The 20,908-nt window shown below is 65.1% G+C and carries 17 protein-coding genes; 13 read left to right on the top strand and 4 right to left on the bottom strand.

The features are described 5' to 3' along the window. The coding region (locus tag JSV65_14545) for a hypothetical protein (protein UCH33770.1) at positions 1-1,900 on the bottom strand (1,900 nt) is incomplete at its 3' end. A gap of 340 nt (positions 1,901-2,240) precedes the next feature. On the opposite strand from JSV65_14545, the gene JSV65_14550 reads away from it, so the two are divergent. The 11 genes from JSV65_14550 (at position 2,241) to JSV65_14600 (ending at position 12,700) form a co-directional block, all read left to right on the top strand. Beyond that, a complete protein-coding gene (locus tag JSV65_14550; protein UCH33771.1) occupies positions 2,241-2,705 on the top strand; it encodes a CBS domain-containing protein in 465 nt (154 codons plus the stop codon). Continuing rightward, positions 2,705-4,018 carry an ArsB/NhaD family transporter gene (locus JSV65_14555; protein ID UCH33772.1) on the top strand — a complete coding sequence of 438 codons (1,314 nt, stop codon included), beginning with the start codon at positions 2,705-2,707 and terminating at the stop codon, positions 4,016-4,018. Before JSV65_14550 ends, JSV65_14555 begins: the two co-directional genes overlap by 1 nt. A gap of 177 nt (positions 4,019-4,195) precedes the next feature. Further along, the gene (locus tag JSV65_14560) at positions 4,196-4,372 is read left to right on the top strand and encodes a hypothetical protein (protein ID UCH33773.1); all 177 of its coding nucleotides are present in this window, start codon (positions 4,196-4,198) and stop codon (positions 4,370-4,372) included. A 290-nt stretch (positions 4,373-4,662) separates the two neighbouring features. Continuing rightward, positions 4,663-6,768 (top strand): FAD-dependent oxidoreductase, encoded by a 2,106-nt coding sequence (locus JSV65_14565; protein ID UCH33774.1) that lies wholly within the window; start codon positions 4,663-4,665, stop codon positions 6,766-6,768. After that, positions 6,765-7,475, top strand: a complete 711-nt coding sequence (locus tag JSV65_14570) for a methylenetetrahydrofolate reductase C-terminal domain-containing protein (protein ID UCH33775.1) — start codon at positions 6,765-6,767, stop codon at positions 7,473-7,475. The genes JSV65_14565 and JSV65_14570 overlap by 4 nt, the downstream gene beginning before the upstream one ends. Then, the gene (locus JSV65_14575) at positions 7,472-8,452 is read left to right on the top strand and encodes a methylenetetrahydrofolate reductase (GenBank protein UCH33776.1); all 981 of its coding nucleotides are present in this window, start codon (positions 7,472-7,474) and stop codon (positions 8,450-8,452) included. Before JSV65_14570 ends, JSV65_14575 begins: the two co-directional genes overlap by 4 nt. Positions 8,453-8,521: 69 nt before the next feature. Next, positions 8,522-8,911: a response regulator gene (locus JSV65_14580; GenBank protein ID UCH33777.1), complete on the top strand. Its 390-nt coding sequence runs from the start codon at positions 8,522-8,524 to the stop codon at positions 8,909-8,911. Between the two features lie 62 nt (positions 8,912-8,973). Beyond that, positions 8,974-10,539 (top strand): GAF domain-containing sensor histidine kinase, encoded by a 1,566-nt coding sequence (locus JSV65_14585; protein ID UCH33778.1) that lies wholly within the window; start codon positions 8,974-8,976, stop codon positions 10,537-10,539. 193 nt (positions 10,540-10,732) lie between these two features. Next, positions 10,733-11,428 carry a protein-L-isoaspartate(D-aspartate) O-methyltransferase gene (locus JSV65_14590; GenBank protein ID UCH36791.1) on the top strand — a complete coding sequence of 232 codons (696 nt, stop codon included), beginning with the start codon at positions 10,733-10,735 and terminating at the stop codon, positions 11,426-11,428. Then, positions 11,425-12,363, top strand: a complete 939-nt coding sequence (locus JSV65_14595) for a CvpA family protein (protein ID UCH33779.1) — start codon at positions 11,425-11,427, stop codon at positions 12,361-12,363. Before JSV65_14590 ends, JSV65_14595 begins: the two co-directional genes overlap by 4 nt. Further along, entirely contained in the window at positions 12,305-12,700 is a 396-nt protein-coding gene (locus tag JSV65_14600) for a DUF3465 domain-containing protein (protein UCH36792.1), read from the top strand. The genes JSV65_14595 and JSV65_14600 overlap by 59 nt, the downstream gene beginning before the upstream one ends. A 19-nt stretch (positions 12,701-12,719) precedes the next feature. Here the strand turns inward: JSV65_14600 and JSV65_14605 are convergent, their stop codons facing one another. Next, on the bottom strand, positions 12,720-13,976 hold the full coding sequence (locus JSV65_14605) for a hypothetical protein (GenBank protein ID UCH33780.1): 1,257 nt from the start codon (positions 13,974-13,976) through the stop codon (positions 12,720-12,722). A gap of 303 nt (positions 13,977-14,279) precedes the next feature. On the opposite strand from JSV65_14605, the gene JSV65_14610 reads away from it, so the two are divergent. Beyond that, positions 14,280-15,551, top strand: a complete 1,272-nt coding sequence (locus JSV65_14610; GenBank protein UCH33781.1) for an extracellular solute-binding protein — start codon at positions 14,280-14,282, stop codon at positions 15,549-15,551. 42 nt (positions 15,552-15,593) lie between these two features. Then, positions 15,594-16,865, top strand: a complete 1,272-nt coding sequence (locus JSV65_14615) for a hypothetical protein (GenBank protein UCH33782.1) — start codon at positions 15,594-15,596, stop codon at positions 16,863-16,865. 75 nt (positions 16,866-16,940) lie between these two features. Here JSV65_14615 and JSV65_14620 read toward each other — a convergent pair whose 3' ends face one another. Continuing rightward, the gene (locus JSV65_14620; protein UCH33783.1) at positions 16,941-18,746 is read right to left on the bottom strand and encodes a long-chain fatty acid--CoA ligase; all 1,806 of its coding nucleotides are present in this window, start codon (positions 18,744-18,746) and stop codon (positions 16,941-16,943) included. A 108-nt stretch (positions 18,747-18,854) separates the two neighbouring features. Further along, positions 18,855-20,891 (bottom strand): 4Fe-4S dicluster domain-containing protein, encoded by a 2,037-nt coding sequence (locus tag JSV65_14625; GenBank protein UCH33784.1) that lies wholly within the window; start codon positions 20,889-20,891, stop codon positions 18,855-18,857. Positions 20,892-20,908 lie beyond the last annotated feature (17 nt).

The raw sequence follows: 20,908 nt of genomic DNA on the forward strand, positions 1-20,908 counted from the left end.
CCAAGTCAAAACGCTCCATGCCGCGAGGTCCTCCGCGGGCAATCGTCAGCTCTCGCGGCAATCGCACGCGCGGAATACGCCGCCCTTGCAGCGGCATCGCCGTCAACTCAACCGGCAACGCACGGTGCGCGGCCCAGAGGAGCGCTCGCACGGTAAAGGCCATGTGGTATTCGTAGGCATTGACGTTGGCCGGAGCATACGGTAATCTCGGAGTCAAGGACAGCAGGTCTCGATTGGGATAGCTGACCTGAACCACGCGCCCGCTACCGATGCGGCAGGTGTGCACCTGGCGGGCAAGTGGGGTTTCGCCGTCAGCGAACGCGATCTCCGGCGCGGCGTCCAGCCCCGTCGGTATCTGCGAGGTCGCATCCCGGTCAACGCCGGCGAGCAGCCAATCCGGTTGCTCGCCGACTAACAGGAGACCGGCGCCGTCGGCGACCTTGCGCAGTATGGCGTGTTGCTCCTGAGGCGCCAGCGCCGCGAGCGACGCGTTCGCCATGACGATCACGTCGTAGTCTCGCGCCAACAGCCGCGCGACCCGAGCGTGCCCTCGTTTGCCGCCGTACAGCCGGCTGCCACAGACAAACGCTGCGTCGTATTGCATCTCAACTCGTTGGCCAAGCTCCACCACCTCGCGCACGCGTGTGCTCGGTTCGTTGCCCGCGTCGCCAGCCCCGATTTGCACCAGGAACAGAGCTTTCACAGGCCCACCCGGCAGCGGCGCGGCCCAGTCCACGTGGGGAGTAGGGAAGTTGTCCGACAGCTGGTGATCCGCATCGACATCGAGCCTGAGGAAGTCCTCGTATGCCAATCCCTCGGAGGCGCTCTCGGCGCGAATCTGCCCGGCCAAGCGCGACCTATCCGCGGCCGACTCGGCAAGGATCGCCGCGGATAGCAGCGGCCACACGAAATCCGAAAGCTCGGCGGCGATCTCGTCCGCCTCCCGCATCGCACCGGCCCACTCGTCACCGGTCAGCCCGGGCCTTGCAGCCGTTCGTGCTTCAATCTTGCCGAGTCGGCGCGAGAGCGCGCGAAACGTGGCAACGTCTTCAGGCGCCCCGATTTCGCTCAGCGTCTTCTCCGTCTCGCGAGCGGCGCTGTCGATGCCCCGGGCGACCTGAGCCACGTACTCGGCCGCCATGTCGTCGCGGTGACCGAACAGGAGGTGGCCGAACGTCGGAGCGACCCACAGCTTGGTGTACCATTCCTGCGGCACCGGCGACCACAGCGAAACCTGCTCCTCGCTGTCCGCTATACGCCAGCGGCCGACCTGCACGCCCCAGATGTCGCCGTCTGCAGGTTCCTCCCTCAGATCAGTGAAGGGGATGCGAAGCTCCGCGGCCCAACTCTGGGCGCCAATCTCTGTGGCGCAGGTCCACTCACCGTCCCACAGCTCGCGCATATTCCAGCCGAAATCGTACTGTGTCCCTGCAGCATCGAATGCGATCTCGATGTCGGTGCCGCCTTCGCCATCATGGCCTGAGTCGACAAGCAGCATCACGCAGCCATCTTCATACACATCGGCGTCGCGGCGCCGAGGCCCGCGCGGCAGCAGTTCGGCACTCGGCTCATCGCATTGCACGGAGAAGTAGAGCGCCTCGTCATCGCGACAGAACCGAACGCGGGTCTGCACCGGCGCGAGGTCCGCGTACCCGCCGCCGCGAACCGCGAATCCGCCGGCAACTTCGGCGCCGGACCAGCACGAATCATCGAGGCGCCCATCCACCACCGGCGGCGCGTCGGTCGCGTGGCATACGTACCCGCGCGCGAGCGACCATAACTCACCCGCCTGCGCCGTGTGGCATGTGGTCGCGACACCAGCCGCCAGCATGATGGCACACCCGATCCGCACGGCATCTCGTCTTATCTTGCTGCACATCTCCTCACGCCTCGTGGTCACGCCGACTCGACGGCAAACGACAGGCGGCTGCTGCGTCGGCCTCCCCGGCCTGTTGATGTGGCGTCTTGCATTCCGTCGCAATACTCGAGACGCTTCCGTACTGCAGTTGCCAGACACGATGCCCCGGTACGACGCTTCGCCAGGAACGCAAGAACCCCATTAGCTTCGTCCTGTCAGATCCGTATTCCTTGCCCCCGCACGGCGAGCCGGCCGGCGGCTGGCCGTTGGGGGATGGCTGGGGCAGGCACGCCGGTTAATGCCGTCGAACCGACACTCCGTGTGGGGCGATACCCGCGGAGTGCAGGTTGCGCTCTCGCGGCCAGCGATCAGGAGAATTGCCATGCGCGCGCGAGACGTGATGAAGCGAGACGCCGTGACGATAGCAGCGGACGCGACGGTTGCGGACGCGGCGCGGCTGATGCACGAGAGCGGCCACGCCGGTCTCGGGGTAGTTGACCAAGACGGTCGAGCGCTGGGTATTGTGGATGATCGCACGCTGGTCCACCTATTGTTGCCCAAGTACGCGGAGGATATCGGCGACCTCGCGTTTCTCCCGGAGGACTTCGAGCCGTTCGAGACGCGCATCAAGGAGGTAGGGAGCATGAAGGTGCGCGATGTGGCGCGGCAGTCCGATATCTCCGTGACCGAGGATACGCCGGTTGTGGAAATTGCGGCGTTGATGGTGACCAAGAACGTTGCGACGGTCCCCGTCACGCGCGACGACCGCGTGGTGGGCATCGTCGGCCTTGAAGAGATCGTGGACGAAATCGTCCAGCCGCACTTTCGGCGAGGCGAGCGGGCCTGATGGTCGGGAGTAACCAAGCGATTCTAGCAGGCGGCATCTTTCTCGGCGCGTACGCACTCATCGCGACCGACCGCCTTCATCGCACAGTCGTGGCGCTCGCAGGCGCCGCCCTCGTCCTGCTGCTCCGCGTGGTTGACCAGAGCACTGCATTTGCCGCGGTGGACTGGAACACCGTGTTCCTGCTCCTCGGGATGATGGTCATCGTGGCGGTGACCCGGCGCACCGGCGTGTTCCAGTGGCTGGCGATAAAGTCCGCCAAGGCCGCTCGCGCAGAGCCCATGCGCATGATCCTCCTCTTCTCCGCCGTAACCGCGGTACTGTCGGCCTTCCTTGACAACGTGACGACGGTGTTGCTCATTGCGCCCGTCACGATTCTCATCGCCGAAGCGCTCTCCATCAGTCCCTTGCCTTTTCTCATCAGCGAGATCCTGGCCTCCAACATCGGCGGTACCGCCACTCTCGTCGGCGACCCGCCCAACATCATGATCGGCAGCGCCGCCGGGCTCGGCTTTCTCAGTTTCGTGCTCAATCTCGCGCCTGTCGCCGCTATCATCTTCATCGCCTATGCCGCTACCGTGCGCTACCTGTTCCGCAGCGGCATGACGGTGACCGAAGAGGCGCGCGCGCGTATCTACGAATTCGACGAGAGCAAGGCAATAACGGACTGGCCGCTGCTGCGGCGCTGCCTCTTCGTGCTCAGCCTGACCATCATCGGGTTCTTTCTCCATGAGGTCGTTCACCTGTTGCCCGCCACGGTCGCGCTCGCCGGCGCCGCGTTGCTGCTAGTCATGAGCGGCGCCGATCTCGAGGAAGTGCTCCACGACGTCGAGTGGCCCACGCTGCTCTTCTTCATCGGGCTCTTCATCATGGTGGCCGGGCTCATCGACACCGGCATTATCACCGCGATAACCCGCTGGCTGCTCGCCCTCGCCGAGCGCAGTATTGCCGTGACGGCTATCGTTCTACTCTGGGTCTCCGCAGGATTGTCAGGAGTCGTGGACAACATTCCCTTCGTGGCCACCGTCAACCCGATGCTGCTGGAGTTGGCCCCCGGGCTGGCGCCGCCCGGGGCTAATATCGCCGAGGTCGTGCGCGGCCCTCAGATGATGCCCCTGTGGTGGTCGCTCGCGCTCGGGGCTTGCCTCGGCGGGAATGCGACCCTTGTCGGTGCATCGGCAAACGTCGTCGTCGCCGGCATCGCCGAGCGCAACGGGCATCCCATCAAGTTCACCGAGTTCCTCAAGTACGGCATCCCGGTCGTGCTCGAATCCCTGGTCATCTCCACTGCATATGTCTATCTGCGTTATCTCTAGAATCTCCGGTGTCAGGAAAGACCGCGAGACTTCTGGGAATGAGGCCTCTGAGTGTGATCCCTCTGCCCAGAAGCCCTTGGGTAACACACCGACCCCATTCCCGTGGACCGATGCGCCTCGCCTGCGCCGCATCCCCGCGCGCAGGGGCCTGGGGCGCGAAAGGATGCTCGGCCAACCATGCGCAACATCGGCGTGATAGTTGAGTGGGTGCTTATCTTCCTCGCCATCTTCAGCCTGTGGCCATGGATTCTGGGCTATCGTGAACTCTGGTCGCAACTGCTCCTGCTCGCCGCCCTTGTGGCCATGGTCTGGGTGGCCGTTCGACGCATCAGCCGCATTCGACACGCGCGCTGACGGTGTCCTCGCCAGGCACTCCCCGCGCGGCAGCGCGTTTTCGGCAGAGCACGGATCCCGAGCCGCAGAACATCCCATATCACCCGACACTTGCCCCGCCCTCCGCTTGGCGCACGTGGCGCTAACCGAACCGGGGCAATTTCTAGCGCCGATGCTTGCTTGTGATGGCCTTCACAAAGTGCAGTTTTGCATCAGAAACAGACTGAATCACGCCTTATTTTGCCCCTTGACAGCGCCGCCTGCCAATGGGAGAATAACAGAACTGCGGGCGGGTCTCACGATTCTGTCCAGTGCGAACCGAAATTGTGTCAGGGGCTGGGATGGATACCTACGTCGAGCGTCATGCACCGTGCTTGGTCGCGTGTCCGGTTCATACCGATACCCGCCTGTACGTCGAGCGCGTCATGGAGGGACGATATGAGGATGCGCTCGACTTGCTCCTAGCGGCGAATCCCTTCACCTCGGTCTGCGGACGCATTTGTCACCATCCGTGCGAGGAGAGCTGTCGGCGCACTAAGGTTGATGCTCCCGTCGGGCTGCGTCAGCTCAAGCGCTTCGTCGTCGAGACCACGCGGGACTATCGCTCTCGCCGCCGCGCCCCTGCGAAACGAACTCGCAGTGAGCGCATTGCCGTCGTCGGCGCGGGCCCTGCCGGGCTGACGGCAGCCCACGACCTCGCCCGTGCCGGCTTCGGCGTCACCGTCTTCGAGGGCTCATCCGAGCCCGGCGGCATGCTGGGCACGACCATCCCCCGTTACCGCTTGCCATACGACGTGCTGCGTGAGGATATTGACGATATCCTCGCGCTCGGGGTCGAGCTGCGCGCCGCCTGCGCGGTAGGGCGCGACGTCGGGCTGGCCGAGCTACAGCGCGAATTCGCGGCCACGCTGATCGCAACCGGCCTCAGCGAGAGTCGAGCGCTCGGGGTGCCCGGGATTGACAGCCACGGGGTGTTGCTGGCACTGCCCCTGCTGCGCGCGGTATGCAGCGGGAATCCTCCGGCGCTCGGCGAGCGGGTTGTCGTTATCGGCGGCGGCAATGTGGCGATAGATGTGGCGCGCTGTGCGCGTCGCCTTGGCGCGACCCACGTCACCATGGCCTGCCTCGAGGCCCGGGGTGAAATGCCGGCTTGGGATTGGGAAATCGAGGAGGCGGTTGAGGAAGGCGTTGGACTCGCGCCGTCGTGGGGGCCGCAGAGCGTGGCGGCGGAGCAAGGAGCGGTGCGCGCGATTGAACTGCAGCGCTGCACGCGCGTGTTCGACGAGGACGGCCGGTTCAGCCCTGCCTTCGACGAGAGCGAGACGTCCGTGGTGGAGGCGGACACTATCGTGCTCGCGATCGGACAGCGCGCGGACTTGACCTGCCTCCAGGACTCGGGGGTGCGAATCGGGCGTGATGACCGGCTCGAGTATGATCCCGAGACGATGCTCACGTCCGAGCGCGGCGTCTTCGCCTGCGGCGAGGTCACTACTGGGCCGGGCGCGGCAGTCGAAGCCGTGGCTGACGGTCACCGTGCCGCGCGCGCGATTCAGCATTTCCTCGACACCGGGGAACTCCTGAAGCAGGCCCCCAAGGATGAATTGCCGTCCATCGGCGATCTGCCGGACGAGACGGTCGAACGGATCACCGCCCGAGAGCGAGTGCAGGTATCCCTGACTCCGGCGGCAGCACGAATTGCCGACTTCTCCGAGATCGAACGCGGCTTCACTGAAGCCGAGGCGCGCGCCGAGGCACAGCGATGCCTGGCGTGCACGACCGGCGCCTTCGTGGACGAGGAGCGCTGCGCCGCTTGCTTGACCTGCGTCCGCATATGTCCGTTCGGCGTGGCGGCGGTAACGAGCACGGCTGCGATGCCGGAGGAGAAGTGTCAGGCGTGCGGGCTGTGCGCCGCCGTCTGCCCGGCCGCGGCCATTGCCCTGAAGCGCTTTGGCGCCGAGCGCGTCAAGGACGATCTCGAGCGCGTGCTGTCGGAGGCGGCGGACAGATCGGCACCTGCACTCATCGTGTCCTTCTGCTGTCTGTTCGAAACCACCAGCCGCAGATTCCTCGACGAGACGCCGCAAGACGTCGCAGAGACCGGAGTCGCCCGCGTGCTGGTGCCGTGCGTAGGCCGATTGAGCGTGCCGGACATGCTGGCGCCATTCGAGCACGGCGCTGATGCGGTCTGTGTTATCGCGTGCGCCGACGGCGAGTGCTTGTACCCCACGGCGGAGGAGCGGCTGTCAACACGCGTGGATCAGGTCAAGCAGGTGCTCGACGAGATCGGTCTCGGCGGCGAGCGCATAGACCTATGGCGCACCAAGGAGTCGGCGGAGGTCTCATGGACTGCCTTCTGGCAAGTCTCCCGCCGCAAGCTTGCTCTCATTGAAGCCGAACAGCGAGGCGAAACCCGATGATCGTAGCGGAGAGAAAGCCGTTGGGCGTGATCAAGGAGTTCGTCGCGGATTTCCATAATGTTCTCGTCGTGGGGTGCGGCACCTGCGCGACCGTGTGCTTGGCCGGCGGTGAGACGGAGGTGAGAATCGTTGGCTGCGCGCTTCGTATCGCAGCGCGCAGCGAGGGGCGGCAGCAGCAGGTCCTCGAGGACTGCGTCACCCGCCAATGTGAGCCCGAGTTCGTCGAAGCAGTCATTGAGGGCGCCGCCCGGCAGGAGGTTGACGCGGTCGTCTCGCTGGCATGCGGCGTTGGGGTGAACTTCCTGGCGGAGCGACTCCGCGAGGTGCCGGTGTTTCCGGGCCTCGATACGAAGTTCTTCGGGGCGACGATGGAGCCCGGTGTGTGGGTGGAGATGTGTGCGGGATGCGGGAACTGCATCCTGCACCTCACCGGCGGAATCTGCCCCATCGCTCGCTGCTCCAAATCCATCCTCAACGGCCCGTGCGGGGGCAGCACCGACGGCAAGTGCGAGATAAGCCCGGACGTGGATTGCGGCTGGGCGCTGATCGTCGAGCGGATGAAGAACCTCGGCACGCTCGACCGACTGACGGAGATGACGCCACCGCGCGATTGGTCGAGTTCACCCCATGGCGGTCCGCGCCGCGTGGTGCGCGAGGAGCTACGGGAATTGGCGGCCCGCAAAGAGAACAGCGGGGTGGCACGGTGAAAAGCGGCAGCAATCTGGAGCACGTGCTGGCGGGCGGCCACTTCGCAGTTACCGCGGAGATCGGCCCGCCGATGGACTGCAACGGCGAGGTGGTGTTGGAGAAGGCACGCATACTCAACGGCTTCGCCGACGCCTTCAACATCACGGACTGTCAGACGGCGGTGGTGCGGATGTCGAGCATTGCCTCAGCCGTGCTCATCATGCGCGAGGGCCTGGAGCCGATCATGCAGATGACCTGCCGCGATCGTAATCGCATCGCGATCCAGGCCGATATTCTGGGGGCCGCTGCACTGGGGATCCGCAATTGTCTGTGCATAGCCGGAGACCACCAGTCCTTCGGCGCCGCGGGTAGGCTCAAGGGCCATCCGGGCGCGAAGAACGTTTACGACATTGACTCCATTCAGCTCGTGTCCATTCTCAAGGGACTGCGCGACGACGGCAGGCAGCAGGGAGGCGACGAGGTGGAGATGCGGCCGCCGCTCTTCATCGGTGCCGTATGGACGCCCATGGGGGATCCGATGGATTTCCGTCCGCTGCGGCTGGGGAAGAAGGCGCACGCGGGCGCGGATTTCATCCAGACCCAAGGGATCTACGACATCGAGCAGTTCCGACACCAGATGAGGACGGCGCGCGATATGGGGTTGCACGAGCAGGTCGCGATCCTCGCCGGCATCATCGTGCCCAGGAACCTCGGCATGCTCAAGTACATGGACAGTGCGGTGGCGGGCGTGAGCGTGCCACGCGAGTTGATGGAGCGGATGTCGGCCGCCCGCGACGCCGCGGGCGAGGACAAGGCGCAGGCGCGCAGGAACCAAGAGCAGGAGGGCATCAGAATCAGCGTCGAGCTTATCGAGCAGGCGCGAGAGACCGCAGGGGTGCGTGGCGTGCATATACAGGCGATCGAGTGGGAGCAGAAGGTGCCCGAGATCGTCGAGCAAGCGGGGTTGCTGCCGCGACCCGCAGTGGCGGACGCCTGACCCATCGGTTGCCTGTTTCCGCAGCGCCGAGTAGGTCGTGCAGACAATACGTGAACCGGAGGTTTGGCGATGGCAGAGGCGCGGAAGAAGATCCTGGTAGTGGATGACGATCAGGACGACCTGCGGATGATCTCGATGATCTTGGAGCCCGAGGGCTACGAGGTCGTCACGGCGGAGAACGGGGTCGAAGCGCTGGCGAAGGTGGAGTCCGAGACCCCCGATCTCGTTCTGCTGGATGTGATGATGCCGGAACTCGACGGGTTCGCGGCGTGTGCCAAGCTGAAGTCATCGCCCGAGAGCCAGGGAATCCCGGTTGTACTCCTCACCGGCGTGGCGAAATACATCACGAAGAGCAAGTACCCGCTCGACGGCGTGTTGCGCGCGGACGCAGAGGAGTACCTCGAGAAGCCGCTCGACCCGGAGGAACTCCTTAGGGTTGTGGCCGCCCGCCTGAAGTAGGACCGGCGACGGCCGCCACTACCGCGCAGCCGACTGCACCGGTCGCCCATGCCGGCAAAGCCATGGTATCTACGCACAAGACGAACTGCTGGGAAGCGAAGGCCTGCGACCACGGACCGAGCACGCGGGAGCCGTGCCCCGCGGCCTTAGACGCGACCTCGACTGGCGTCAACGGCGGCTTCAACGCGGGTCGCATCTGCTGGACCGTGCCCGGGACCGGCTGTGATGGCGTGCCGCAGGGAGATTTCGTGGACAAGCAGGAGGTCTGCCTCAGCTGCGGCTTCTTCGTCCGCGTGCGCGAGGAGGAGGGTGCGGTGTTTCGGTTCGTGAAGCTGGCACAAGGCGTGCGCGACGTTGACGGCCTGCACGCGCGGATCGAGCAGGTCGAGTCGCTGATGGGCGTTCACGATCGGCTTCACGCGACATTCAATCTCGACGCCGTCATCGCGGAAACGACGCGGCAAGCGAGAACGTTGACGCAGGCACAGCGGAGCCTGGTGCTGCTGCTGCGGGGGAATCCGCCGCGCTTGCACGGCCAATTCAGACTCCGCGGGCGCGTGGTCAAAGTGGACATCCCCCTCGATGACACGAGTGCGGTCGGCTATGCCGCGCTGGCCAACAAGGTCGTCAATGTCAAGGACCCCTACAAGGACCGCGACCCGCAGGACCGGGCCCCGTTCAACCAGTCATTCGATCGCGCATGCGAGTGTCGCACGAATTCGCTGCTTGCGGTCCCGGTCCGCGATTCCGACAACCGCGTGCTGGGCGTGATAACGGCTGCCAACAGTGCCAAGGGCTATTTTTCCCACGACGACCAATGGTTCATAGAGCGCTATGCCGTCGAGGTCGGGCTCGCCATCGAGAAAGCGCGGCTGCTCGAGAGCGAGGTCGCCATGGGACGCATGGCCTCCATCAGCGAATCGCTGGCCGGGTTGTCGCACTTTCTCAAGGATGTCGCTCACGCGCTGATCGGCACCTCGTACATCATCCGGCGCGGCATCGAGCGCGACCGCATGGAGGATGTCAAAGCCGCGTGGGAGATCCTCGACCGCCACGTCAAGCGCCTCGCGGATCTGTGCAAGGACGTGCTGACGTATGACCCCGAGCGACCGGACGAGATGTGCCCAGGGGACCTCAGCGAAACGGTGGCCGATGCCGTGAGCCTGCTCCAGGGCGAGGCGCGCACACGCGCGATCCGCCTCGAAGCTCGCCTCCACCCGGGGCTCACTCAGTGCTGTCACAGCAAGCGGGGCATTTATCGGTGCATTGTCAACCTCGTAGTGAACGCATTCGACGCGTGCCCGCCGAGCGGGGGCCATGTCATGGTGACCGCGCAGTGCCGCGATGAACACGCCGTGGTCGCTGTATCCGACAACGGGCACGGCATGGATGCGGAAACCAGGGAACGGATGCTGGAGACGTTCAAGACCGGGGACAAGACACGCGGATCGGGTATCGGCCTGCCAACCGTCGCGGACATAGTGGAACGTCATGGCGGGCGCCTCGAGACCGATTCCGAGCCGGACCGAGGCTCCACTTTCACGATCGTTCTGCCACTGACGGGGGCGCGCGCGCCCAATCAGCTGCAGTCGCGCGGTCTCGCCGACGAGGGGCGGCGATCCGCGTAGGTTCCGCTCACGCTCGGACGCCCCACGTGGTGGGGTTGCCGTCTGTTCGTCCCCCCTTGCATCGTTTAGTACTGCTCCCACCGGGGTATCGCAAAGCCGAAGTTGTCGGGGGCGTCATGTCTGGACGTGCCTCTTGTCGGAGTAGGGGAGGATGCCCGTGCGCAACGGCTTGTGGCTCGGGGTGATCGTCGCGATGGCCGCGCTCGGAGTGGCTGCGGTCACCGCGGTGGCGGCGCCGCAGCGGGACTACACTCGCCTGCGGAGCGACATGGTCGAGAAGCAGCTCCGCGCGCGCGACATCACGGACAAAAACGTCCTGCGCGCGATGGGCAAGGTGCCGCGGCATGAGTTCGTTCCCGCGTCGCTGCGGAGCCAAGCGTACGCCGACCGTCCGCTGCCGATCGGCGAGGGGCAAACCATCTCCCAGCCCTACATCGTTGCCCTCATGACGCAAGTAGCGAAGGTCAAGCGTGGCGACAAGGTGCTGGAGATCGGCACGGGCTCCGGTTACCAGGCGGCGATTCTGGCGGAACTGACGCCGCACGTATATACGATAGAAATCGTACCGTCTCTCGCGAAGCGCGCGCAAGGAACGCTCAAGCGGCTCGACTACAAGACAGTCAAGGCGCGCATCGGTGACGGATACAAGGGATGGCGGGAACACGCGCCGTTTGACGCAATCGTCGTGACCTGCGCGCCCGATCACATCCCACAGCCGTTGGCGAACCAGTTGGCCGAGGGCGGGCGCATGGTGATACCGGTGGGCAAGCAGGATGCCCTGCGGGGGCAGCAATTGCTGCTCGTCGAGAAAATCGGGGGCAAGCTGAAGGTCACCTCCATCGCCCCCGTGCTGTTCGTGCCCATGGTGCGGGAAAAGGGCACGCAGTGAATCAGGTTGATCTGTTCATTATCGTCGTCCTCGGCTTCAACATCTACTACGGCGCGACCAGGGGGGCGCTGCGTGGGCTCGGGGATATGGCGGCCCTTTTCGCTGCCCTCGGGCTCGGTTCGTTGGTCTATTTCGCCCCGGCCGCCATCCTGGGGGCTGTCCTCGGCTGGGCGCCGGTACTCTGCGATCTGGCGGGCTTCATCATCTCTGCGGTCGCCATCGCAGTCGGCACCGGGTATTTGTTCGGCCACATCGCCGAGCGCCGCAAGCTTCCGCCGCTGGCTGACCACGTTGGCGGCGGCGCGGCGGGGACAGTAATCGGGGCGGTTCTGGCGAGTCTGCTCCTGTTGCTCTCGGGGACGATTACCGGGACCACGCGTCCCATTGACCGCTCGTGGCTGGCAAAGCCGCTCCTCCAGGTCGTCCCCGCCATGCATCTGGCAATGGACCGTGTGGGCCTGCCGATCCCGAAGCTCGTCTTGCTGCCGCCGCGTTACGAGCAGGAATTGGGCGGTATGCGCTACGGGCCGCAGTTCATGCGGCTCAACTTCGCGCGACTCGAGAACTCGACGTGCATCAAGTGTCGGGGGCGCCTGAGGTTCGTTGGCTACAAGCGCGTCTTCGGAAGCCGCCTGGCGCCCAAGCTCGTATGCCGCCGCTGCGCGCGCACCACCGACGGGTGTCAGAGCTTCGAGGGCATGCACGTAATCTACGACGAATGCCCGGTGCTGGTCGCACGTCGCGGCGTGAAGCTGAACTGCGGCGTGTGGCCGAATCCGGATGCGGTATATCCGCGAGGTCGCTGCCCCGTAGATGGCAATACGTTCACCGGAGTGACGACACCGAGTGCCAGCCTTGACGAAGAATCGCCGCTGGATATACTTGGCGATTATCCCGGCGGCCGCCGCCCTTTGGCGATTCAGCGCCGGCCGTAGCGACGGCGCACGCGCGGCGCAGCGCGCCTACGAGTGTCGGACGTCCGGCGTCGTGCTGACCGTCCCCGGCGAAGTCGAGCGAACCCTCGAGGACGATCAACGACCTCCCCGCCACCAACGTTTCATCATCCGTACCGCCACCGGACAGACGCTGCTCGTGTCGCACAACGTGGATCTTGCCCCACGGGTGCCGGTGCGGACTGGAGACCGAGTGACAGTGCGCGGCGAATATGAATGGAACAGTAAGGGCGGCCTGCTGCACAACACGCACTCGCGGCCGCGGGGCGGAGGACTAGGGTGGATTAGGCTGGAGCGAACAGGCCGGCTTTATCGCTGAGACCTGGCGGCCACGGCACCTAGAGCGATTTCCATCCGCTCAAGCGCAGCAGCAGCAGGTACACGCTTTCGCCGAGCACCCAGGCATACGCGGCCAAGGCAACCCACTTGAGATGCTCGTGACACCGGCGCAGCCACAGCGCCGCCTGCCACACGATGAGGCCCATGAGACCAGCTGAACCCATTTCTGGCACATATAGGTAACGGTCGTCGGCCTGCACCAGAATAAGCGCCGGCAGATAGAACGCGATTCGCCACAGCAGCAACAGCCCCGCTGCACGGAAGCACGGCCAAAGCAGGATCCCTTTGGCGGCTCCTCTCGCGAGGCCCAGCCAATCCATCCACAGCACGCTGCGCGTCTGGATGGCCTCGTACACCTTGGTCAGGGGCCGACTCAGGTAATAGGCATGGAAACGGAATCCGAGGCGCCGGAAGGGATGCCGCTGCGGCGGCTCGATGATCGTGCCAGCGAAGTAACGCATACCGATATAGCCGGCGCCGAGTGCCATGAAGACGGCTGCCGCGGCAAGCGGGAGCCGTCGCGTGCCCGGCTCGGCGGTAAGGGCCCACAGGACCACGACAAGCACCAGCGCTCCCCCCGGCTCCTTAGCACCAATGGCGAGCAGGAAGAACGCGACGCCCACGGCGACCAGTGCCCGCGACGAACGTCGCTGTGCAAGGATAAGCGCGAGCATCGAGGCCAGCGAGAATGCGCCGCACAGCACGTCCATGCGCGCTGCCACCCAGCACACAGGCTCCGCGTGCGTGGGCAAGAGGGCGTACAGCACGGCCGCCAACATCCCCGGGAGCCAGTTGCCCACCAGCAGTGCCACCAGCCAGCCGAGAAGCACCACATTGACCATATGGAGCGCGATGTTGATGGCATGGGCGGGATAGGGATTGGTGCCCCACAGGCAGTAGTCAACGGCATGTGAGAAGAGAGCGACAGGGCGATAGTACACGTACTCCGGACTGATGGCGTGCTGCCAGAAAGAAGGCCCGAAATAGCGGTATGCGCCGACCACTCCGTAAGGGCTCACTGCGTTGATGATTTGCCACTCGTCGTGCCCGGGGGTATCGCGGTAACCGGTAAAGATGACTGGCCAGTAGAAGACGCCGACGAGCATGATGCAAACGAGCGCCCAGACAGCGATGACGCGCTTCTGCCGCGCTGCGTCGAGGGACGCCCATGACTTAACCTTCAGCTCGTCTTCCCACATGTCGTCTGTTTTCGCCATGAGCTGCCAGGAATCATCTTGGCGAGTGACGGTGCGCATGACTTCGCTCAGGCGGAAGCGCGCTGAATCACTGCCCGCAATGCTCCCGTCACACGCATGCACCGGCGAGAGGGATCGAGGACAAGGCGGGCGGCGGTGCCTCGGGCTCGGGTGCGCCGATCAGCGGCGCCATAGGGGCCTTGGCCTTCGGCGTATCGTTTTTCGGGATAGCCTGACCGGGATGCTGGCCGCGACATCGAGCGCTCTGCGCGGGAGCGACCCATCAGGCTCATGGGCAGCGTGATCCACGGTGTCAAGCTGTGTCTGCCTAATGCAGCCCGCCAACCTGCGCGGCGTGCAGGAATGGGCGGCTGGCGTGCGGAATCCTACTCCCCGGTTGTCACACTCATGCTGGTGCGTCTCACTCGACGGCACTTCTTCACGGCCGCTCTGGCAACCGCGCTGTGCCTGGCCGCCCCCAACCTGGCGACGCCTGAGCCGCTGTGGATCTTGCACTGCGTCGCAGGGCTGGAGTCCGAGGCCGTCAACCTTATCGCCGAGGCTTTCGGCGAGGCGGGCGGGGGCGCCGCTCGAGTCACCGCAGACGAAGACGGCGAAGTGCGCGCCCGACTCCTCGCAGCCGCGGATGAACCGGCGCCGGACGTGCTCATCACCTACTCACAGCATCTGCCGTTCCTTGCCGACGGTGGGCGCATTGTCTCGCTTACAGAGGTACTCCCGGACGCGCCCTGGGACGACTATGTGTCGGGCGCCTTGGACAACGTCACCTATCGCGGCAAGCGCTGGGCGATCCCGATCGAAGGGAATCCCTACGGATTGTTCTGCAACCTCGCGCTGTTCCGCGACGCGGGCATACGGCGCCTTCCGACAACGTGGGATGAGACTCTGGCCGCAGCCGAGAGGCTCACGGCGGACACGGACGGCGACGGCCAAATCGACCGCTGGGGATACACGCAGTGTACGTTTCAGCTCCCGCTGCTGTTGTTCGCCTACGGCTGCGATTATCTCAGCCCGGACGGCACCGACGCCGGCTTCGACAACCAGGCGGGACTGGATGCACTGCGCCTGTACGTGCGCCTGCGGCGCCTCAGCCCGTCGGTCAACTTCGAGCGCAACGACATCGGCATGAAGGTCAGCGTGCTCGATAACCTCGCGCGGTACGCCCATCTCGACTACGCCGTGATCGGTCTGCCGCGGGGGACGATGAGAGCCAATACGTTTGGCGGCTCGTCCGGCGTGCTGTGTCTCGCCGTTGCCGACGGGCCGCGTGCCGACGATGCGCTCGCCTTCGTTCGCTTCTGGCTGCGCCCGGATATGTCTCTCCGGTGGTCCACGTCGAGCGACAACATTCCGCTGCGCCGCTCGATACTCGAGGGCCTCGCATATGAGCGCTATCTCATGGAGCGACCGCGAGTCCGGGCGCTCGTTGCGGAATTGCCCTACTGTCGCCCGCGTCCGTGCCGCAGGGCATACATAGAGATCCAAGACGCCCTGGCCAACGTCTCCCACGAGGCGCGCGCCCTGGACAACCCGACGGATGCCCAACTAAAAGCGATCCTCGAACGCGCCGCCGCGCGCGTGAGGAAGGCGCTCGCGGAGGAACGAGCCGGGTAGTCGTCAGGTCCGAGCAATCACATCGAGAAGGAGCAGCACGTGTTGAACAGGTCGAACCGGGTCTTCGTGGCGATGCTGGTCGCGGCGGCGCTCGCGGCGGGATGCGCCGCAGCGCCGGAGCGTTTCCACGCCGGACGTGTCGAGCAGATTGACGGCATCACGGTACTGCACGTCGAGGGCGGACCGTACGATATGGGGCTCCAGCAGGGCGTTCTCATGCGCCAGCAGATCAAGGGCCTGTGGCTCGACTACATCCGCGCAAGTGTGATGAATGGGCGCGGTTACACCCATGATTACATGCTGCAGTGCGCCAGGACGATGGAGAAGCACATACCTGCGGAGTACATCGAGGAAATGAAGGGCGTCGCCGAGGGGGCCGGAGTGGCGTACGAGGACATTCTCATCATGCACACTCACGCGGACACCGTGCATTACGGCCACGGCTGGGGCGCGCCCGAGGCCACGCCCGGCCAGTGCAGCAATTTCGCGGTCTGGGGCGAGGCGACGGCGGACGGCGCACTGCTCCACGGGCGCAATCTCGACTGGAGCACCAAGGGCGGGGCGCAGAAATACCCGGCCGTGATTGATTATCATCCATTTGAGGGCAACCGCTTCTGCCTCATGGCCTGGGCGGGCGCCGTCGGCAGCGTCACCGGCATGAACGAGAAGGGCATAACCTACGGTGAAATGACCTCGCCCTCGACTGACGAGACCCTCGACGGCTTGCCGCTGTTCCTCCAGTTCCGCCACATCCTTCAGTACGCGAACACGCTGGAGGAGGCGGTGGAAATGCAGCGCTCATTCAACCGCACCACCGGCTGGAATATGATGATAGGCGACGGCAAGATCCCGGACGCGCGCGCGCTCGAAGTCTCGGACAACCACGCCAGTGTCTTCGCGGCGGATGACCCCAAGGAATCAAGTCCGCCCGTCTCGGAGCCGCTCAAGAATGCCATCCGCCGCACCAACCATTACATTGACCAGGAACTCCAGCCGCTTCAGGCCGAACGCACGGGCGTTGACATCAAGAACCTCCCGCGCGAGTTGCTTGTCATGGGCCTGATGCAGCAGGACACGTGGCAGCGCTACGACGCCCTGGGGCGGTGGATCAAGGAGGACTACGGAAAGATCACGCCCGAGAAGGCGATCGAATACCTCGGTCGTGCCCCTGTCGGTGGCGATAGCGGCAATCTACATTCGGTCGTATTCCGTCCTGCGGGCAAGGAGATGTGGGTATCGGTCGCCGGACCCAATGGGCAGTCCGCCTGTCGTCGCCCCTATACGCACATCAGCTTTGCCGACGTCTGGAAATAACGGGCGCGTGGGGTTGTCCTGCCCGCCGGGGGGAGCTTTGGCGGCGAGCAGTGGGCTGGGGGGAGGCGGGCCGGCTTACGTATCCCGGTACATAGCCTCGACGAGATCGCGGTAGCGCTCGGCGACCACTTTGCGCTTGATCTTGAGGCTCGGCGTCACCTCGCCGTCGCCCATCGTGAACTCGCGATCGAGGATCGTGAAGCGGCGAATCTGCTCGTAGCGCGCGAACTCCGACAGCTTCTCACTGATGCGCGCCTCGATCCAGGCATACACCTCGCGGAGGCCGACAAGCTCCGCCCGGCAACTGAAGGTCAGCCCTTGCTGTCGCGCCCACGGCTCCAACTGCTCGAAATTGGGGACGACGAGCGCGCTGAGGAACTTCCGCTTATCCCCGTGAATCACGATCTGCGATATGAACGGGTCGGTCTTCAGGGCGTTCTCGATGAGCTGGGGCGCGACGTTCTTGCCGCCGGCCGTGACGATGATGTCCTTCTTGCGATCGGTGATACTGAGATATCCGTCTTCGTCAAGGACGCCGATGTCGCCGGTGCGGAGCCATCCATCAACGATGGCTTCGGCGGTCTCCTGCTCTTTGCCGAAATAGCCCTGCATGACATGGCGGCCGCGGGTGAGTATCTCGCCGTCCTCAGCGATCCTCACCTCCACGCCGGGGATCGGCGGGCCGACCGTTCCGTACTTGACGCGCTCGACGCGGTTGACACATATCGTGGGTGAACTCTCGGTCAGCCCGTAGCCCTCGCAGATCTTAACGCCGACTCCGCCAAAGAACTCGGCCAGTTCGCGCGACAGCGGCCCGCCGCCGGATACGAAGAACCGCAGCCGCCCGCCGAGGCGCGCGTGGATCTTACGATAGACCAGTCTATGCGCAAGAGCGTACTTAAGCCGGAACCAGAGCGACGGGGAACGTCCCTGTCGCATCGCCCGGATGCGTGCCTCGCCGAGCCGCAGCGCCCAGTCAAACACGGTGCGCGCGAAGCCTGTCAGCTCCGCGCGCGCGTCCATCACCCTCGCATACGTCTTCTCGTAAAACCTGGGCACCGCGATCATGATCGTCGGCCGCACCTCGAGCATATCGTCGGCCACGCTGTCCACACTCTGCGCGAATGCCAGCGGCACGCCCGAGACGAGCATGAAGTAGTGGTCGCAGGTGCGCGCGAAGACGTGGCTCAAGGGCAGGAAATCGAGGGCTAAATCGCGCTCGTCAATCGGCAGCACGGACAGGCTGGCCTGCGCGTTGGACAGGAAATTATCGTGGGTCAGCATGACGCCCTTGGGGTCGCCGGTTGTGCCCGAGGTGTAGATGATGCTGGCCAGATCGTCCGGATCGAGCCCCGCGACGCGCTCGTCGAGCGCCGCCGCGCCTCCCTCCTGCGCTCGCTTGGCGCCGCGTTCCATAACCTCCGCCCAGGACAGGACTGCCGGATCGGGTCGCGGCTCCGGGCACGCGATGCAGATGACGTGCTCGAGCAAGGGGAGATTCGCCTTTGCCCGGAGCACCTTCTGCAACTGCTCCGGGTTGGAGACGATGGCGATGCGTGACTGCGAGTCCGCCAGGATGTACTCGACTTGCTTCGGCGTCAGCGTCATGTATATCGGAACGTTGACAGCGCCGGCGGATATGATGGCGAGGTCGGCGATCACCCATTCCGGGCAGTTCTCGCAGAGCACGGCGACCTGCTGGCGCGGTTCGAGGCCGAGCGACATCAGGCCCAAGGCGAGGTCGCGCACGAGGCGGTCGTACTCGCGCCACGACATGCCGCGATAGGCGCCCTCGCGCTTGCACATCAGCGCGGTGCGGTCGCCGTATCGAGCCACCTGCCGGCGAAAGACAGCGGGGATGGTGGTGCGCTCTGCTTCCATCGCCAGGCCTCCTTGCGAGCGCGTCGGATTCATCGCGCAGACGGCCTCGTCATAGTCGTTCCGGGCGCAGCGCCGGCCGCGCCACGGATTGCGGCCGAGACCCGGTGTTCAACCTGCGGCGGGCGCTTCTTCGGGCGCCGCCTGCTGCCCCGGCAAGCGCGCGGCGATGACCTCCGCGATGTCACGCACCGCTACGTCGCCCGCCCCGGCATCCTTGACGCCGTCGTCGAGCATGGTCAAACAGAACGGACAGGCAACCGCGATCGCCTGCGCCCCGGTCTTCAGCGCCTCCGCCGTGCGATCGGCGTTGATGCGCCGACCGAGAGTCTCCTCCATCCACATCCGCCCGCCGCCGGCCCCGCAGCAGAAGCTGATGCGCCGGCTGCGAGGCAGTTCCACGACTTGCGCGCCCGCGCGCCGTAGCACGTCCCGCGGCGCCTCGTAGATCCCGTTGTATCGCCCGAGATAACATGAATCGTGGAACGCCACCGGCGCTTGCCCGTCGCGCTGCACCGGCAGCCGGCCCTGGGCCATTAACTCGCCCAACAACTCGCTGTGATGCACGACTTGGTAGGTGCCGCCCAAGGCCGGATACTCGTTCCGCAGCGTGTTGAGGCCGTGGGGACAGGCGGTGACGATCTTCTTCACCCCGTAGCCGTTCAGGATTTCGATGTTGGCGCGGGCGATTTCCTCGAACAGGTACTCATTGCCCAGGCGCCGCACGGAGTCTCCGCAGCACTGCTCCTCCGGCCCGAGAATGGCGAACGAAACGCCCGCCGCCTGCAAGCAGCGCACCAGCGCTCGGCTCGCCGGCCGGTTGCGGTCGTCGAACGCCCCCGCGCACCCGACCCAATACAGATACTCCGCGTCAGGCCGGTCGCTGAGCAGCGGAACGTCAAGCCCTTCCGCCCACTTCGCCCGCGTCGTCGCGGCCATGGCATAGGGATTGCCGTTGGTCTCCACATCCTTGAAGATGTTGGTGAGCTCCGCCGGAAACTCCGACTCCATCATGACCAGCGACCGACGCACGTCCACAATCTTCGGCACGTGCTCGATGAACACCGGGCACTGCTCCATGCATGCGCCGCACGTAGTGCACGCCCACAGGGCGTCCGGGGTAATCTGCTCGAACCCAATGAGCGGGGTATCGAGCTCCGCGTCCGCCGCGGCCGGAGACATGTCCCGCCACGACCGGCTTGCGAGCAACGGCTTCGCGTTGATCCTGAGGTTGTCCTTGGCGTCGTTGATGATGTGTTTCGGCGACAGCGGCTTGTCCGTCTTCCACGCCGGGCAGTTGTTGTCGCATCTTCCGCACTGCGTGCACGCATAGCCGTCAAAGAGCTGCTTCCACGTGAAGTCCGTCACCTTGCTCACGCCGAACGTTTCGCTGTTCTCGAAATCAAGGCGGGCGAGGTCGGTGACGAACCCGAAGCGGCGCAGGTAAACGTTGGGCAGCGCGGCCAGGATGTGCAGGTGCTTGGAGTAGGGGAGGTAGTTGAGGAAGAACAGCAGCACCACGGCGTGCAGCCACCAGAACCCCTCGTGCCAGACGAAGAGGCCCGTTTCCGGGCCACCCTGCACCCAGCCGCTGATAACCAGCGCCCCCGCCGTCCACGCGGAGGCCGGCGCCTCCTGCAGCGCGATCTCGATCCCTCTCCCGAAGAGCATGGCGAACATCAGAACAGCGATGAGGCCGATGATCACGAAGGCGTCGGTGCTCAGCGGGTCTATGTGCTTCGGGCGCAGCACCAGGCGGCGAAACATCGCAAACGCCAGTGCCAGCAGAACGATGATGGCCATGATGTCCTGGCTGGCGTGGAGGGCGAGAGCGGCCCGCGGTCCAAGCAGCTCAAAGCCCAAAGCGGGATAGACCCCCTCGGCGACGAACGCCAGGTTCCCAAGCATGAGGACGATGAAGCCCCAGAAGATCAGGAGGTGATGAACGCTTTGCCCGGCCGAGGCGACTCGGCGCTGGAGCAACCCATAGTAGACGAGATGTGCGACGCGGCGCGCCACATCGCCTCGGCGATCCTCGGGCCGCCCCAGGCGCATGGCCCGGTAGAGCCAGAAGCAGTTGTACGCGAAGACGACGACCGCGGCGATGAACAGCGCCGTGAAAACGACCGATTTCGCAACCACGTACATGACGCGCGCAACCCCGC

This window comes from Armatimonadota bacterium (genome assembly GCA_020354555.1).
Taxonomy (GTDB): Bacteria; Armatimonadota; Hebobacteria.